We start from the raw sequence: 15,140 nt of genomic DNA on the forward strand, positions 1-15,140 counted from the left end.
GGAGATGAAACGCATGTGGCGCCGCTGTCTGTTGACCGGGATGCTCGTTTGGCTTGCCGCGACACCGGCGTCCGCCTTCGTTGCCTACGTCTCCAACGAGAAGGGCAACACCGTCACGGTGATCGACACCAACAGCTGGACCGTAACCAAAACCATCAAGGTCGGCCAGCGGCCGCGCGGCATCGAGTTCTCGCGCGACGGCAAGTTCGTGATGGTCGCGGTCGGCGACGACGACACGATCCAGGTGATCGATACCAAGACCCAGGAGATCGTCGACACCTTGCCCTCCGGTCCCGACCCTGAATTGTTCACCCAGGATGCCGCCGGCAAGACCATGTATGTCGCCAACGAGAACGACAACACGGTCACCGTGATCGATCTCGAAAAGCGCGCCCGGATCGGCGACATCCAGGTCGGCGTCGAGCCCGAGGGCATGACGATCAGCCCGGACGGCAAGATCCTGATCAACACCTCCGAGACCACCAACATGGCGCATTTCATCGACACGTCGACGCGCCAGATCGTCGCCAATGTGCTGGTCGATTCGCGGCCGCGCTTCGCCCAGTTCAAGCGCGACGGCTCCGAATTGTGGGTATCCTCCGAGATCGGTGGCACGGTGTCGATCGTCGATCCGGTCAAGCGCGAGGTGACCGGCAAGATTACCTTCGAGATTCCGGGCCTGCGCAACGAGGCGATCCAGCCGGTCGGCATCGGCATGACCAAGGACGGCAAGACCGCATTCGTTGCGCTCGGCCCCGCCAACCGCGTTGCCGTGGTCGACGGCACGAGCCACAAGGTCCTCAAATATCTCCTGGTCGGCCAGCGGGTCTGGCACATGGATTTCACTCCGGACGAAAAATATCTGCTGGTTACCAACGGTGTCTCCAACGACGTCTCGGTGATCGACGTTGCATCCCAGAAGGTGATCAAGACCATTCAGGTCGGCGAACTGCCCTGGGGGATCACGATCGCGCAGCCATGACCGCAACCGACGCCCATATCGCGAGCCAGCTCTCGCCGGATGCAGGCCCTGGAACAGCCGCGGCCGTGCAGCCGGCGCTGTCGATCGGCAATGTCAGCCACAGCTACGGTCCGCGCCGCGCCTTGATCGATGTCAGTTTCACGGTTCAGTCTGCGAGCTTCACCGCGCTGCTGGGCCTCAATGGCGCCGGCAAGAGCACGCTGTTCTCGCTGGTGACGCGGTTGTTCGGCATCCAGAACGGCCAGATCAAGATCTTCGGCCACGACGTCAGCCGGACGCCGGGTGAAGCGTTGCGGCTGATGGGCGTGGTGTTCCAACCGCGCACGCTCGATCTCGACCTCTCGCTGACGCAGAACTTGCTGTATCACGCCGCGCTGCACGGCATCTCGCGGCGCGAGGCGCGGCTGCGCAGCGCCGAGGTGCTCGGCCGCATCGGGCTTGCCGACCGCGCCGCCAGCAAGGTACGCGATCTCTCGGGCGGCCAGATGCGAAGGCTGGAGATCGCCCGCGCGCTGTTGCACCGGCCCCGGCTGCTGCTGCTCGACGAGGCCACCGTCGGGCTCGACGTCAAGGCCCGCGCCGACATTCTCGACCATGTCCGGCAGCTCGTCACCGAGCAGGGCATCGGCGTGCTCTGGGCGACGCATCTGTTCGACGAAATCATGCCAAACGACGACCTCGTCGTGCTGCATCAGGGCCGAATGCTGGCGCACGGCCCGATGTCACGCGTGATCGCGGACGCAGGCGCTCAGGACGTCAACACCGCGTTCATGCGCCTGACCGGAACGGCAACACTCGCGGGGAGACCGCCGTCATGACCAGCACGACGGTTACGCCTGAGCGAAGCGGCTTCTCGCTGTCGGAATACATCGTCTGCCTGAACGGCATCGTATGGCGCGAGGCGCTGCGCTTCCTGCATCAGCGCGAGCGCTTCGTGTCGGCGCTGGTCAGGCCGCTGGTCTGGCTGTTCATCTTCGCGGCCGGCTTCCGGCAGGTGCTCGGCATCTCGATCATCCCGCCCTACGAGACTTACATCCTCTACGAGGTCTATATCGCGCCCGGCCTGATGGCGATGATCCAGCTGTTCAACGGCATGCAGTCCTCGCTGTCGATGGTCTACGACCGCGAGATGGGCAACATGCGCACGCTGCTGGTCAGCCCGCTGCCGCGCGGCTATCTCTTGTTCTGCAAGCTGCTCGCCGGCACGGCGGTGTCGCTGCTCCAGGTCTATGCTTTCCTGGTCATCGCGTGGTTCTGGGACATCGCGCCGCCGACGATCGGCTACCTCACCGTGCTTCCGGCGCTGGTGCTGTCGGGCCTGATGCTCGGCGCACTGGGCATGCTGATCTCGGCCAGCATCAAGCAGCTGGAAAATTTCGCCGGTGTGATGAACTTTGTGATCTTCCCGATGTTCTTCGCATCGTCGGCCCTCTACCCGCTGTGGCGCGTGCAGGAAGGCAGTCCGATGCTGTACTATATCTGCCAGTGCAATCCGTTCACGCATGCGGTGGAGCTGATCCGGTTTGCGCTGTACGGCAGGATGAACTGGGTTTCGCTCGCGGTGGTCGGCGGCTGCACCGTCGTGTTCATGATCGGCGCGATCCTGGCTTACGATCCATCGCGCGGCCTGGTGCGCCGCGGACCCGGCGGAGGCGAGGCATGACGGGCTGGCGAACAGGACTGGGCGCGCTGCTCGCGATGGCTCTGTCGACCCAGGTCGCATCGGCTGCCGACCCGCGCTATCCGGACTGGCCCTGCCAACAGGCCAAGGTGCCCGAGATCTCGCTCGCCGCTGTCTGGGCCGGGCCGCCACTCGGCGATGCCGAGACCAAGTGGAAGGACGACCCGAAGGTCAGCGCGCTCGCGATCAAGCTCGCGGCGCGCCGCGTTCCGCTCGAGGAGGCGCAGAAGGAGATCACCGAATTCCTGTCAGCTGCCGCGGCCGACAAGGCCAATGCGGGAAAACTGCTGTTTGCCGGTCTGTTCGATACGCTGAACGGACAGCGCGCCTCGGTGATGAACGGGCTCGAGCGCGTGATGCGCAAGCAGCGCGAGGCCGCGGAGAAGATCCGCGACGACACGCTCAAGCTGCAGGCGCTGCAGGACGCGACACCGCCGGACCAGGCCAAGGTCGACGAGCTCGGCAACCAACTGGTCTGGGAGACCCGCATCTTCGAGGACCGCGGGCGCGTGGTGAAATTCGTCTGCGAGGTGCCGACCGCCATCGATCAGCGCCTGTTCGCGCTCGGCCGTACCATCCAGCAGGAGCTCGATTGAGGCCTGCGACCGATCGCCCCGGGATCGTTAACGCGCCGCTTTGACGGTCTTTTGGGTAACAATCTCTTGGGCCACACCGACACGGAACAAACTGCGCTGCCCGCTCGTTGTCCCCAACTATATCTGAAGTTGGGAGACCTCCATGAAAGCAGCCAAGATCGTCATGACCAGCCTTGCCGCCGCGAGCCTGGTCACCACAGCGGCTTTGGCCCAGCAATCCATGTCGGGAATGGTCACCAAGATTGACCGACTGAGTGGAACCATCTCGATCCAGCAGATGCAAAGCGGCACGGTGGGCGCGTCCGGCGGCGCGATCCAGGAATACAAGGTGCCGAAGGGACAGTCGCTGGAGGCATTCCACGCCGGTGACAAGGTCTCGTTCACCACAACGGACAGCGACGGCGGCAAGACCATCAACAAGCTCGACAAGCAGAAGTAACGGCCCGCGTGGCGCGCGAGGACGGGCTTACTGCTCTCCCTCGCGCGGCTCGGGCTCGGCGTCCGCCAGCGGCAATTTGGCACGTTCCCATCCGTCGGTTCCCTCCGGATACCACGCCACGTTGCGGTAGCCGTAGGACAGCACGCGCTTGGCGGCGTTCCACGACATCCAGCAATTCTCCTGGCAGTAGATCACGAGCAATCTGGTCGCGTCGCCGCCTGAGGCGCGGACGAGCCCGCGTCGCAGATAATCCTCCGTGGGCGCGGCGAGCTTGCCGTAGCCGGTGTCAGGCAGCCAGATGCTGCCGGGAATGTTGAGGTGCGGCCGTTCGCGCCACACCGTGCCGGCCGGCAGATTTGGCTTCGGCGCGCGCGGCAGCACGTCGACGAACGCGGCGGACTTGTCGCGCCATATCGCTTCCGCTTCCGCGGTCGTGAGCACCCGTGCGCCGGCAAGCGTCACCGGCACCGGCGCGCGGTAGTCCTCGGTGCGATAGCTCTCCGGCTCTGCGGGTGGGTCCTGCGCGCGGACAGGCGAAGCGGCGACGAACATCACCGCAAGCATGGCCGCGAGCCTGATCATGGTGATTTGGTCGCGGTCTCCGGCCCGATTGGACGGTCGTTTTCGTCGAGCAGCGGGACGCCGTAGTCGAGCAGGATCTTGTTGATCTCGGGCTGGTTCTCCTGGATCAGGCGATTGAGTTGGCGCTTCCAGTTCTGGTCGGACGCCCGCACGCCCATGCCGATCCGATAGACCAGCTTCGGCCCCGTGGTCTCCTTGACCAGCGGCGTGATGTGCAGCGGCGGGTTGGCCTTCTTGGCGTAAAAGCCCGCCATCGGTCCCCACAGGATGCCGGCGTCGATCTCACCCTTGGCGAGATCGTTCATCATCGCCTCGGCCGACGAATCGTAGCGCGTATCGATCATCAGCGGATAAGGCTTCGCATTGGTCATCAGGCCGTTGATGGCCATGTTGGTCGCGGGCGGCGTTCCCGCCACGATGCCGATATGCTTGCCCTTCAGCCGCTGGTCCTCGAGCGTCGTGACCTCGTCGAGCCCGCTGCCCGGCTTGGCAACGATCGCATAGGCTGTGCGGTAATACGGATTGGTGCCCTGCGCGAGGTCATCGCCTTGCGGAAACCCCATGATGACGTCGCAGCGATGCGCGCCGAGCGTCATCCGCACGAAGCCGGTGGCCTGCGGAAAGAACATGTAGTCGAGCTTCTTTTGCAGCTTCCCGGCCAGCAGTTCGCCGATCTTGTTCTCAAACCCCTCGCCCTTGTCGTTCGAGAACGGCAGGTTGCGGGGATCGGCACAGATGCGCAGCACGCGGGCATCGATGAGCTCGATGGAAAGTTCGCCCTGATCATTGACCTGCGCGCGCGCAATGTCGCGGCCGGCCAGACAGGCGATGAAGCCGACAAGCGCGAGCAGAACAGGACGACATCCGACAATTCTCATTACGCGGTCTCCTCTTGATCGGATCGATCGCCGCCATCCAGCAATTGCCCGGCGCACCATGACGTGCAACAGGAATAATGATCGCGACCACGCCGCGTTGCTTGCTGCAGCGCAAACTGGAACGCGACGACATCGATCGCGCGTCCCGGAGTAACTGAGGCGGAAACATGGCTCATGGCGGTTCGGTGCTTGCGCTGCTCCTGATGCTTTGGGCGCCGACCATAGCGCGGGCGCAAGAGGCAGAATTGCCTGTAAGCGAAGTCGCTCCCGGAATATTCGTTCACACCGGGGTCACCGCATTGATGACGCGCGAGAACGAAGGCGCCATCGCCAATGTGGGATTCGTGATCGGCGACAGCGCCGTCGCCGTCATCGACACCGGCGGCAGCGTCCGCGAAGGACGACAGCTGCTCGCCGCGGTCCGCAGCCGTACCGACAAGCCGATCCGCTACGTGATCAACACCCACGCGCATCCCGACCACAGCTTCGGCAATGCGGCTTTCGTCGGCGATGGGACCAGCTTCGTCGGCCATAAGTCTCTGCCACGCGCGCTGGCCGCGCGCGGACAATTCTACCTCGACGGGTTTCGCCGGAGCATAGGCGACGCGTTGATCGACGAGGTGAAGATCATCCCCCCGACCGTGCTGGTCGCGGACACGCAGAAGCTCGACCTCGGCGGACGGGCCCTCACCCTGAAGGCGTGGCCGCCCGCCCATAGCGACAACGACCTCACGGTCCTCGACGAGCAAACCAGGACCCTGTTCGCCGGCGATATGGTGTTTCTCATCCATATTCCCGTGGTCGACGGCAGCCTCAAGGGCTGGTTGCGTGCGCTTAACGCACTCGCGGCGATCTCCGCCGAGCGCGTGGTTCCCGGTCACGGACCCGTGAGCGCATGGCCGGCAGCGCTTGCCGATGAGCGGCGTTACCTTGGGGTGTTGGCCGCGGACGTGCGCGCGCTGGTCGCAAGCGGCAAGCCGATCACCGCCGCGGCCGAGCACGCCGCAGCCGCCGAGCGGCCGCGCTGGCAATTGTTCGATGATTACAACGCCCGCAACGCAACTGCAGCATTCTCGGAAATTGAATGGGAATAGCTGATCGTCCTATAATGACGCGGCTGCATAGGATTTCGCGAACATGACCGGACATCGCGCCCGCCTGCTTTGCATCGCAAGCCTGCTCACGATCGCGCTGGGCACACCGGCTGCACTCGCGGCAGAGGCCTATGATCCCTGGCCAGGTCTCGTCCAGGACATCTTCAGCAACCGTCCGATGAATGACGGCAATGATGTCATCGGCATCGAAATGCCGATACGCGCGGAAGACGCCGCGATCGTGCCGGTGACGCTGCGCACCAAGCTGCAACCGAGCGACAGCCGCCGCGTCGTCGCGATCACGCTTGTGATCGACGAGAACCCGGCGCCGATGGCTACGAAGTTCACGCTGGGGCCGGACGCCAACGTCACCGAGATTTCGACGCGCGTCCGCGTCAATAATTACACCAATGTGCACGCCGTCGCGGAGCTCAGCGACGGCAAGCTCTATGTGAGCAAGGTCTATGTCAAAGCATCCGGTGGCTGCTCGGCGCCGGCCGGCAAGAACGTCGAGGAAGCCAAGAACCGCCTCGGTCAGATGCGCTACCGGCAATTCACCAAGTCCGAACAGGGACCTGCGACCAGCACGCGGGAAGCCCAGATCATGATCGGGCATCCGAATAATTCAGGCCTGCAGATGGACCAGGTCACGCAGCTCTATATCCCGGCCTTCTTCGTCAATGAGCTGTACATCTGGCAGGACGACAGTCCGGTGCTGGCGATGGAGGGCGGAATCTCGATTTCCGAGGATCCTAATGTCCGCTTCACCTACGTCTCGAACGGAGCCAAGCGCTTCCGCGCCGAAGCCAAGGATACCGAAGGGCATATTTTCGAGCACGAATGGAAGGTCGAGAATCCCGGCACTTGACGCCTCGCGATCTCACGACGGACGCAAAAAATGCGATGAGATCAGGTTGGATCGCTATCGCGCCTTAGCCGGCATTTAAGCATGATCTTTCCGGAAAACCGCTTCGCACTTTTCCGGATCATGCTCTAGAAGCACCTGACTTCGGCTTCGGCCTGGGCGCGCCTGAGGTCGTTGAGCGCGTTCGCGGCCTGCTCGGACGAGCGGAACTGGCCGCCCAGATTGCCGCGCACCTGCGCCATGCTCAGCACTGTCTCGGCGGTGACGTACCGATCATAGGGGATGATCGAGGCGACGACGTCGATCGAGCAGGAACATTGCTCGATTGACTGCCGGGATTCGCCATTTGCCTTCATGCAGCCGAACACATATTCAGCCCGCGCCGAGGTCGGATAGTCGTTGATCTCCTGGGCCTGCACGCTGACGGCCGTCCCGGCGAGCACCAGGATGGCGACAATCGGTCGTAGCATGCCAGCTCCTGCCATGGTCCTGCTTCCTCTTCTCTTTCCGCAAGCTATGCTATGGATGTTGATCAGAAAAGAAAACATTCGGGGAAGTGGCTCAAGAAACGATGATCATCTCTGTACGCACGGTGTTGGCTGCGGCAGTTCTGGCGGTCATGCAGTTCGGCACCTCGTGCTACGCGCAGACCATCCGCGTTGCAGCGCAGAAGACCGGAACGCTGGCCTGGGAACTGGCCGTCATTCGCTCCCATGGTCTCGACAAGAAGGCCAATCTGTCGATCGACGTCGTCGAGCTGGCCAGCCCCGAGGCCGGCAAGATCGCGCTGCGCGCTGGCACGGCCGACGTGATGGTCTCGGACTGGCCTTGGGTGTCGCGCGAGCGGTCGCTCGGCGCGAAGCTGCAATTCTATCCCTATTCGAGCGCGCTGGGCGCCGTGATGGTCCCGGCCTCCTCGCCGGTCAAGGCGCTGGCGGACCTCAAGGGGCGCAAGCTTGCCGTGGCCGGCGGCGCGATCGACAAGAACTGGCTGCTGCTTCAGGCCGCTTCGAAGCAGGACGGCGTCGACCTGAAGTCGCAAGCGACCATCGTCTATGGCGCACCGCCGCTGCTCGCCGCCAAGACGCTCGGCGGCGAGATGGACGCGACGCTCAATTACTGGAATTTCTGCGCCGCGCTCGAAGCCAAGGGCTTTCGCCGGCTCGCCGGCATGGAAGAGATCCTGCAAAAGCTCGGCAGCAAGGGCCGCATCGCCATGATTGGCTACGTGTTCGACGAAGCCTGGGCGAACGCCAACAAGGATCTGGTGGCCCGCTTCATCGCCGTGACGCGCGCCGCGAAAGAGATTCTGGCGACCTCGGATGCCGAATGGGACGCGATCGCGCCGCTGACCGGTGCGCAGGATGCCGCAACCCTGCATGCCTATCGTGAGCGCTACCGCGAAGGCATCCCGCGCCGTCCTATCGCGGACGAAGAGGCGGATGCGCGCGTGCTCTACCGCGTGCTGGCGCAGCTCGGCGGCCGCGATCTGGTCGGCTCCGCAACCGAGCTCGATCCCGGCACCTTCTATCAAGCGATTCCGGGAGACTAGCGGTGCTGCGTCTCCTGTCATTCACGCTGTTCATCGCGACCTGGTGGATCGCCTCGCTGCTGATCGGCGATGCGAAACTGCCGGCGCCGCCGGCGGTGCTGTCGGTGCTCGTCGCCGAAGCCCGATCGGGCGCGTTGTTCATCAATCTCGGCGCAACCCTGGCCCGGGTCGCGCTGGCCTTCACCCTTGCCATGGCGCTCGGCTCGGCGATCGGCTATCTGATGGGCCGCGTCTCGCTTGCCAATCGCCTTGGCGATCCCTGGCTGATCCTGCTGCTCAATTTGCCGGCGCTCGTCGTCATCGTGCTCGCCTACATCTGGGCCGGGCTGACCGAGGTCGCGGCAATCGCAGCCATCGCCATCAACAAACTGCCGACCGCCGTCGTCACCCTGCGCGAAGGCGCCCGCGCGCTCGACCCTGCGCTCGACGAAATGGCGACGGCGTTCGCCTTTCCGCGCGGCCGCGCCTTCCGCCATGTGATCCTGCCGCAGCTTGCGCCCTACATTGCGGCCGCTGCACGCTCCGGGCTCTCGCTGGTCTGGAAGATCGTCCTGGTCGCCGAATATCTCGGCCGGCCGAACGGCGTCGGCTTCGAGATCGGCGTCGCCTTCCAGCTGTTCGACATCCCCTTGCTGCTCGCCTATTCGCTGAGCTTTGCCGCAGTCGTGCTCGTCATCGAGACCCTGCTGGTGCAGCCGTTTGAAACCAGGCTAACGCGGTGGCGGCTCCGTGCAGCTTGAGGTCAATATCACCGGCAAGAGCTTTGCGAGCGCGGCCGGGAAGCGGCACGACGTGCTCGACAACGTCACCTTCACGCTGAACGCCGGCGAGGTCGGCGTGCTGTTCGGCCCGTCAGGCTGCGGCAAGAGCACCCTGCTCCGGATCCTCGCCGGGCTCGACGCCAACTACCAGGGCCATGTCACGCGATCGCCGGGCATGCGCCTTGGCATGGTCTTCCAGGAGCCGCGGCTGCTGCCCTGGCGCACGGTCGAGGAGAATGTGCGGCTGGCCGCGCCGCATGTCGGCGACAGCACGCTCTCTGCGCTGTTCGAGGTGCTCGAACTGGGCGCGCACCGCAACCATTTTCCCGCGGAGCTGTCGCTCGGCCTCGCCCGCCGCGTCGCGCTGGCCCGCGCCTTCGCCATCGAGCCCGATTTCCTGATCCTCGATGAGCCGCTGGCCTCGCTCGACAATGCGCTCGCGGGGCGGCTGCGCGACCAGGTCGCAACGCTGGTGGCCAGCCGGAAAATGATGACCTTGCTCGTCACCCACGATCTCGACGACGCGGTTCGCCTCGGCGATCGCCTGTTCTTCCTGTCGTCGCGGCCGGCCCGAATCCTTCACGTCGAGACCATCGCCGCACCACGCGCGACGCGCGGCGAGCCCGAGATCGACGAAATCAAGCGGCAACTCTCACAGTTGGACCTTGCAAATATGTGAGACGCCGTCATCCTTGGACGAAGCATAAAGGAGAGGCTGGATGTCGCGCGCGTTGATCGCTGTTGGTGTTGCGTTGCTTGTGCTGCCGGTGACAGTGTTCGCTCAAAGCAAGGGCAAAGGCATTCGGCTGTGGAATCTGACCAGCGCCACGATTTCGAGCTTTGAGTTGTCGCCGGCAGGCAAGAACGAGTGGGGTCCCAACCAGACGCTCAACGACAAGGACAAGGAAGTCGACCATGACGAGCGCCTGCGGGTCACCGGCGTCGAGCCCGGCCGCTACGACGCGAAGGTCGGCTACAGCGGCGCCAGGCAGTGCTTCGTTCGCGACATCGAGATCAAGGCCGACGCCGTGTTCTCGGTATCCGACAAGGATCTGAAGGACTGCAACAAATAGAAACGCTAACCCGCCGGCAGCTCGCCGCCCGCGCCGGCCCGATCGTTGCTGTGCGGATATTCGCAACGCCAGCGCACCGCTGTCCATTTCGGATGTTCGCCGACCCACCGCGCGATGTAAGGCGGCGCGGCCATGGCGCATTGCTGCAGAGAGCCGTTCCAGTTGAACACCAGATGCTGCTCCTCGCAGGTGGCGGGCGACAGCACGGCACATACCGTGACGATCAGATCAATCGGGTTCATGCGCGATCCCTAAGCGTGCTCATGCAATAGATAACACGGCGAAATACGTAATCGGCCACGTCCTGGTTTCACAGCCCCGTGACAGGTTGGGGAACCCGGTCCCAGAGGCTTCACGCTCTAGAAGTTCAAACCGTACACCAGCCGCGCCTGATGGCGCTCGAAATTGACGAGGTCGAGAGCGGCATTGCTCCCCGCCCGCTGCCCCCACGCCTGGACGCTCCAGGTCGCGGTCAGGCGTGAACGTTCGGAGAGCTGGAAATAGGCGGTCGGCCCGATGAACAGCGCCTGCCCGGACAATTCATCCAGGCCGATTCCCTCGTACTTCCTGAAATAGCGCGCTTCGCCGCCGATCAGGATATCCGGCTTCACCCTGGCCATCAGGCCGAATGCGGCACCGATGGTGGCATCCTGATCCGCAGCGCCGGTGCGCGGCGTGCGCGTCCATTCCGGCTCATAGCTTAGGTTGAGGGCCGCGATGACAAAATTCGGGATCACCTCGCGGTCGAACGCGACCGTGAGTTCGGTGCCATAACTACGGACGGCTGCGGCCGTCGTCTCGTCGACGCGATCGGCACGCGTCTCCAGCGCGACCGTCATGCCAAAGGGCGCCGCCTCGCGATTCAGAAAGCGATAGCGGAAATCGACCGAGACGCTCTGCCACGACAGCTGGCGCCGATCGTCGAGACCCGGAACGCGGTTGATGTCGTATGCGCTGAATGACGTTCCGAGCTCGACACGAAAATTCGGCGCGGGCACGAGCTCGAGCTCCATTTCCTGATTGAGCGTGCGATACCGGCCGCCGTCCTTGGCGAAGCGCCCGGTGGTCTGGCTCTGGAATTCACGCTCGCCGACATTGCCCACGTCGGAGCCGATCATGAAGCCGAAGATGTGCTCGGTATCAAAGTCCTCGGCATAGGCGCCAGGCGGCAACACCGCCGTGATGCCGGCAATCGCCGCGCACAACGTCCCCGCCCAACGCCCGGTCCTGAGTTTTGGATTCATCGTCCCCGCACCACCGCCTCAGGCCACACTGTAGGACAAAGCAGCAAGGCCCGCCAATCGCGCAGGTGGTGTCGGTCTCAAGGTCTTGTGGGAAGGGTATGAGGGAAGCTGGCCGAGCGGCCGCATCAGCGCCCGCAAAAGACACTTTCCACAAAAGACGCCTGCCCGGCTCGATGCAGCGGGCTGCACGAGCCGGGCAGGCTGTCTCGCGTTACTTGTCTTAAGATTACTTGCGCGCTGCGCAGGCGTACATGTTGATTTCCATGCCCACCGGCACTTCGACGATCTTCGGTGTTTTCCAGGCCATTTCCTTCTCCCAAGTCATAAGTTGGCGCAAGCCTCGCGCCGCGCGGCAAGCTAGGACTGCCTTTTCCAGCGCGCAAGCCGGCCGGGTAAGGACCCGACTTCGCTGCTGGACATGCCGAAGCGGACGACGGCTCGCTAACATCTGCCCGGCATCGGGAACTCCGACACTGATCTGTCGGGCATTTTCCGGCTGCCGGGCGGCGACGCAACGGCAAGGAGACCCGATTCATCCAGCCGCGTCTTGCCCAAGAGCGAAATCGCAACTTTTTTTTGTTATGCGCGGATTCCTGCGTCAATATCCGGCAATCCGCCCGGAATGCGCCCGCTAGGCAAGCTATTTGAGCAGGCGCAGCAGGGCCCGGCCGGCGCGCGAGTTCAACTCCTTCGCATCCAGCGTTCCGTCATTGTCGGGATCTGCGGCCTTGAAGCGCTGCTCGACGACCGCGAGATATTCGTCGAGCGTCAGAGTGCCGTCGTGATCCGGATCGGCAGCGGCCAGTTCTTTCGCGGTCAGCCGTCCGCGCAATTCGCGCGCGTCGAGCGTGCCGTCATGGTCGGGATCGAGCTTCGCGAACAGGTCGGCAGCAGCCTTCTTGGCTTCGGCGAGATCGACCGTACCGTCATTATCAGGATCGAGCATCTTCAGCGCGCCCTTGCGGCCGGATGCCGCCAGGGCGGGCGCCGACAGAACGGCCATGGCCAAAGTCAGAGCAAGCGATCGGCGCGAAATCATCATTCATCTCCCTTGCGTGCCGCTCCGGCGACGGGGCGAAGCGCGCCACGAAAAGCGCATCATAACAGCCTTGGCGAACGTTCGACAGCTGGCGCAACGGGCGAGCCCTCGTCGGTTTTCGGGTGGAAAGAGACCTCCCGACCGGTCACCTGTGGAGCTCCGACGTATAGCACCAGGATGATCGAGGTGAATCATGAGCGACATTTGCAGAAGCGTATTGGGCTGTCTGGTTGTGCTCGGTCTGCTTACGCCCGTGTCAGCGCAGACCCGGCACCCTGCCCCATCGGCGGAGGCGGTGCAGCAGCGCGTGCTCACCGGTAAGGAGCGGCTCGGCCGCAAATGGACCGACGAGCAGCGTATCGATAATTGCAATGTGCCGCCGGACAAGCGGGGCGCGAAACCGCGGCCGAGTGTCTGTCCCCCTACGCCGTCCAGCTGACCGTTCGCGCCGCGGCATACCGACGGAGCGCTGGTGTAGCGTATTCCACGCGACGGCAAGCCACGAACGCATCTGCGAAAGACCTGACGCTTCCGATCGGTCTTTTGCGGTTAGCGGGCGCTCGTTCACGTTTTCGTATTGACCCGTTTTGGTTTCAGGCGGATGGTTCCGTCCGCAACGTCAGGAATAGGCGTGCGGAAAAAAGTTCATTGGGAGGATAGGATGAGACGCATTGCGCTGGCCGCAAGCCTCGTGATTCTTGCATCGTATGGTGCAAGCGCCCAGACCAACGAGCAGTTGGTCAAGGGGGCGACTGATACTTCGAACGTTCTCAATTACGGAATGGGTTACAATCTTCAGCGCTTCTCGACGCTGAACCAGATCAACAAGGACACCGTCAAAAATCTGGTGCCGGTCTGGAATTACAGTTTGAACGACGACCGCAGCGAGGAATCGCAGCCGCTCGTCTACCAGGGCGTCATTTACGTCACCACGCACAACGCCACGATCGCGATCGACGCCAAATCCGGCAAGCAGATCTGGAAGACCAAGGTCGAGTATCCCGCCGAGACGCCGCGTATCGTCTGCTGCGGCATCATCAATCGCGGTGCCGCGCTGTATGACGGCAAGGTGTTTCGCACCACGCTCGACGCCAATGTGATCGCGCTCGATGCCAAGACCGGCAAGGAGCTGTGGCGCCAGAAGGCCGCGGATATCAAGGAAGGCTACTCGATGACGGTGGCCCCGCTGGTCGCCGACGGCGTCGTGATCACCGGCATCTCGGGCGCCGAGTTCGGCACCCGCGGCTTCATCGACGGCTGGGATCCCGCCACCGGCAAGAAGCTCTGGCGTACCTACTCGATCCCGACCCCGGACGAACCCGGTGGCGACACCTGGAAGGGCGACACCTGGAAGCTGGGTGGCGGCTCGACCTGGATCACCGGCTCCTACGATCCCGAACTGAACACGGTGTATTGGGGCATCGGCAATCCCGGACCGTTCAACTCGGCGGTGCGTCCCGGCGACAACCTCTACACCTGCTCGGTGCTGGCGCTCGATCCGAAGACCGGCAAGATCAAGTGGCACTACCAGTTCTCGCCGAACAATCCGTTCGACTATGACTCGGTGGCCGAGATGGTGCTCGCCGACATGAACGTCGAGGGCAAGCCGACCAAGGTGCTGATGGACGCCAACCGCAACGGCTTCTTCTACGTGCTCGATCGCACCAACGGGAAGCTGCTCGCGGCCAATCCCTATGTGAACGTCAACTGGGCCACCGGCATCGACATGAAGACCGGACGGCCGATCGAGACCGACATCACCAAGGATGCGCGTGAAGGCAAGAAGGTCACGGTCTACCCGTCGATCCTCGGCGGCAAGAACTGGGAGCCGATGTCGTTCAATCCGCAGACCGGCCTCGCCTACGCCAACACACTCGCGTTCGGCGGCAAGTACAAGGCCGAACCGGTGACGTTCAAGCAGGGCGAATGGTATCTCGGCATGGATCTCACCGATCCCTGGGAATGGGGCACCGGACCGCGCGGCCATCTGAAGGCGATCGATCCGATGACCGGCAAGGCGAAGTGGGAAGCGCCGAGCGATATCCCGCGCTTCTCCGGCGTGCTCTCCACCGGTGGCGGCGTGGTGTTCTCCGGTCAGCTGACCGGCGAATTCGAGGCTTTCGACGCCGATACCGGCAAGAAGCTCTGGCAGTTCCAGACCGGCTCGGGCATCGAGGGACAACCCGTCACCTGGCAACAGGACGGCGTGCAGTACGTCGCCGTCACCTCCGGCTATGGCGGCGTCTATTCGCTGTTCTCGGGCGACGAGCGGCTTGCCAAGGTCCCACCCGGCGGATCGCTGTGGGTTTTCGCGGTCAAGAACTGAGCGCGGAGCACACGTGACTGAACGAGTA

At 63.6% G+C, this 15,140-nt stretch carries 19 protein-coding genes; 12 read left to right on the forward strand and 7 right to left on the reverse strand.

The window, feature by feature from the left end:
• Positions 1–4: 4 nt before the first annotated feature.
• The 5 genes from AKL29_RS09255 (at position 5) to AKL29_RS09275 (ending at position 3,698) form a co-directional block, all read left to right on the forward strand.
• Positions 5–982 (forward strand): YVTN family beta-propeller repeat protein, encoded by a 978-nt coding sequence (locus tag AKL29_RS09255; protein ID WP_050383922.1) that lies wholly within the window; start codon positions 5–7, stop codon positions 980–982.
• Positions 979–1,800 (forward strand): ABC transporter ATP-binding protein, encoded by an 822-nt coding sequence (locus tag AKL29_RS09260; RefSeq protein ID WP_244481865.1) that lies wholly within the window; start codon positions 979–981, stop codon positions 1,798–1,800. Before AKL29_RS09255 ends, AKL29_RS09260 begins: the two co-directional genes overlap by 4 nt.
• Positions 1,797–2,645, forward strand: a complete 849-nt coding sequence (locus AKL29_RS09265) for an ABC transporter permease (RefSeq protein WP_050383923.1) — start codon at positions 1,797–1,799, stop codon at positions 2,643–2,645. Before AKL29_RS09260 ends, AKL29_RS09265 begins: the two co-directional genes overlap by 4 nt.
• Positions 2,642–3,259 carry a hypothetical protein gene (locus AKL29_RS09270; protein WP_244481867.1) on the forward strand — a complete coding sequence of 206 codons (618 nt, stop codon included), beginning with the start codon at positions 2,642–2,644 and terminating at the stop codon, positions 3,257–3,259. Before AKL29_RS09265 ends, AKL29_RS09270 begins: the two co-directional genes overlap by 4 nt.
• Positions 3,260–3,401: 142 nt before the next feature.
• Entirely contained in the window at positions 3,402–3,698 is a 297-nt protein-coding gene (locus AKL29_RS09275; protein ID WP_050383925.1) for a copper-binding protein, read from the forward strand.
• A 27-nt stretch (positions 3,699–3,725) separates the two neighbouring features.
• Here the strand turns inward: AKL29_RS09275 and AKL29_RS09280 are convergent, their stop codons facing one another.
• Both AKL29_RS09280 and AKL29_RS09285 read right to left on the reverse strand, forming a co-directional pair.
• A complete protein-coding gene (locus AKL29_RS09280; protein WP_050383926.1) occupies positions 3,726–4,280 on the reverse strand; it encodes a PQQ-dependent catabolism-associated CXXCW motif protein in 555 nt (184 codons plus the stop codon).
• On the reverse strand, positions 4,277–5,158 hold the full coding sequence (locus AKL29_RS09285; RefSeq protein WP_028336933.1) for a substrate-binding domain-containing protein: 882 nt from the start codon (positions 5,156–5,158) through the stop codon (positions 4,277–4,279). The genes AKL29_RS09280 and AKL29_RS09285 overlap by 4 nt, the downstream gene beginning before the upstream one ends.
• A gap of 203 nt (positions 5,159–5,361) precedes the next feature.
• Between AKL29_RS09285 and AKL29_RS09290 the strand changes: the two genes are divergently transcribed.
• Both AKL29_RS09290 and AKL29_RS09295 read left to right on the forward strand, forming a co-directional pair.
• Entirely contained in the window at positions 5,362–6,252 is an 891-nt protein-coding gene (locus AKL29_RS09290; RefSeq protein ID WP_430648861.1) for a quinoprotein relay system zinc metallohydrolase 2, read from the forward strand.
• A gap of 43 nt (positions 6,253–6,295) precedes the next feature.
• Positions 6,296–7,120, forward strand: coding sequence for a quinoprotein dehydrogenase-associated SoxYZ-like carrier (locus tag AKL29_RS09295; protein WP_050383928.1), 825 nt, complete (start codon positions 6,296–6,298; stop codon positions 7,118–7,120).
• Between the two features lie 125 nt (positions 7,121–7,245).
• Here the strand turns inward: AKL29_RS09295 and AKL29_RS09300 are convergent, their stop codons facing one another.
• Positions 7,246–7,587, reverse strand: coding sequence for a hypothetical protein (locus AKL29_RS09300; protein WP_430648859.1), 342 nt, complete (start codon positions 7,585–7,587; stop codon positions 7,246–7,248).
• A 149-nt stretch (positions 7,588–7,736) separates the two neighbouring features.
• Here AKL29_RS09300 and AKL29_RS09305 point away from each other — a divergent pair, with 149 nt between their 5' ends.
• From AKL29_RS09305 to AKL29_RS09320, 4 genes are read left to right on the forward strand one after another with little or no spacing between them, the layout of a single operon-like run.
• The gene (locus tag AKL29_RS09305) at positions 7,737–8,669 is read left to right on the forward strand and encodes an ABC transporter substrate-binding protein (protein ID WP_167350388.1); all 933 of its coding nucleotides are present in this window, start codon (positions 7,737–7,739) and stop codon (positions 8,667–8,669) included.
• A 2-nt stretch (positions 8,670–8,671) separates the two neighbouring features.
• Positions 8,672–9,409 (forward strand): ABC transporter permease, encoded by a 738-nt coding sequence (locus AKL29_RS09310; RefSeq protein WP_050383930.1) that lies wholly within the window; start codon positions 8,672–8,674, stop codon positions 9,407–9,409.
• On the forward strand, positions 9,399–10,109 hold the full coding sequence (locus AKL29_RS09315) for an ABC transporter ATP-binding protein (RefSeq protein WP_028336939.1): 711 nt from the start codon (positions 9,399–9,401) through the stop codon (positions 10,107–10,109). Before AKL29_RS09310 ends, AKL29_RS09315 begins: the two co-directional genes overlap by 11 nt.
• A gap of 40 nt (positions 10,110–10,149) precedes the next feature.
• A complete protein-coding gene (locus AKL29_RS09320) occupies positions 10,150–10,503 on the forward strand; it encodes a hypothetical protein (protein ID WP_028336940.1) in 354 nt (117 codons plus the stop codon).
• Between the two features lie 5 nt (positions 10,504–10,508).
• Here AKL29_RS09320 and AKL29_RS09325 read toward each other — a convergent pair whose 3' ends face one another.
• From AKL29_RS09325 to lanM, 4 genes are all read right to left on the reverse strand, one after another.
• Positions 10,509–10,745, reverse strand: a complete 237-nt coding sequence (locus tag AKL29_RS09325) for a hypothetical protein (protein ID WP_028336941.1) — start codon at positions 10,743–10,745, stop codon at positions 10,509–10,511.
• 117 nt (positions 10,746–10,862) lie between these two features.
• Positions 10,863–11,747, reverse strand: coding sequence for a DUF6662 family protein (locus AKL29_RS09330; RefSeq protein WP_050383931.1), 885 nt, complete (start codon positions 11,745–11,747; stop codon positions 10,863–10,865).
• 226 nt (positions 11,748–11,973) lie between these two features.
• Positions 11,974–12,054 carry a pyrroloquinoline quinone precursor peptide PqqA gene (gene pqqA, locus AKL29_RS09335; protein WP_009031067.1) on the reverse strand — a complete coding sequence of 27 codons (81 nt, stop codon included), beginning with the start codon at positions 12,052–12,054 and terminating at the stop codon, positions 11,974–11,976.
• A gap of 333 nt (positions 12,055–12,387) precedes the next feature.
• Positions 12,388–12,786 carry a lanmodulin LanM gene (gene lanM / locus AKL29_RS09340; RefSeq protein WP_028336943.1) on the reverse strand — a complete coding sequence of 133 codons (399 nt, stop codon included), beginning with the start codon at positions 12,784–12,786 and terminating at the stop codon, positions 12,388–12,390.
• A 661-nt stretch (positions 12,787–13,447) separates the two neighbouring features.
• Here lanM and AKL29_RS09345 point away from each other — a divergent pair.
• Complete coding sequence (locus AKL29_RS09345; protein WP_018272901.1) at positions 13,448–15,112, forward strand: methanol/ethanol family PQQ-dependent dehydrogenase; 1,665 nt, start codon at positions 13,448–13,450, stop codon at positions 15,110–15,112.
• Positions 15,113–15,140: the final 28 nt, after the last annotated feature.

Source organism: Bradyrhizobium pachyrhizi (assembly GCF_001189245.1).
Classification (GTDB): Bacteria; Pseudomonadota; Alphaproteobacteria; order Rhizobiales; family Xanthobacteraceae; genus Bradyrhizobium; species Bradyrhizobium pachyrhizi.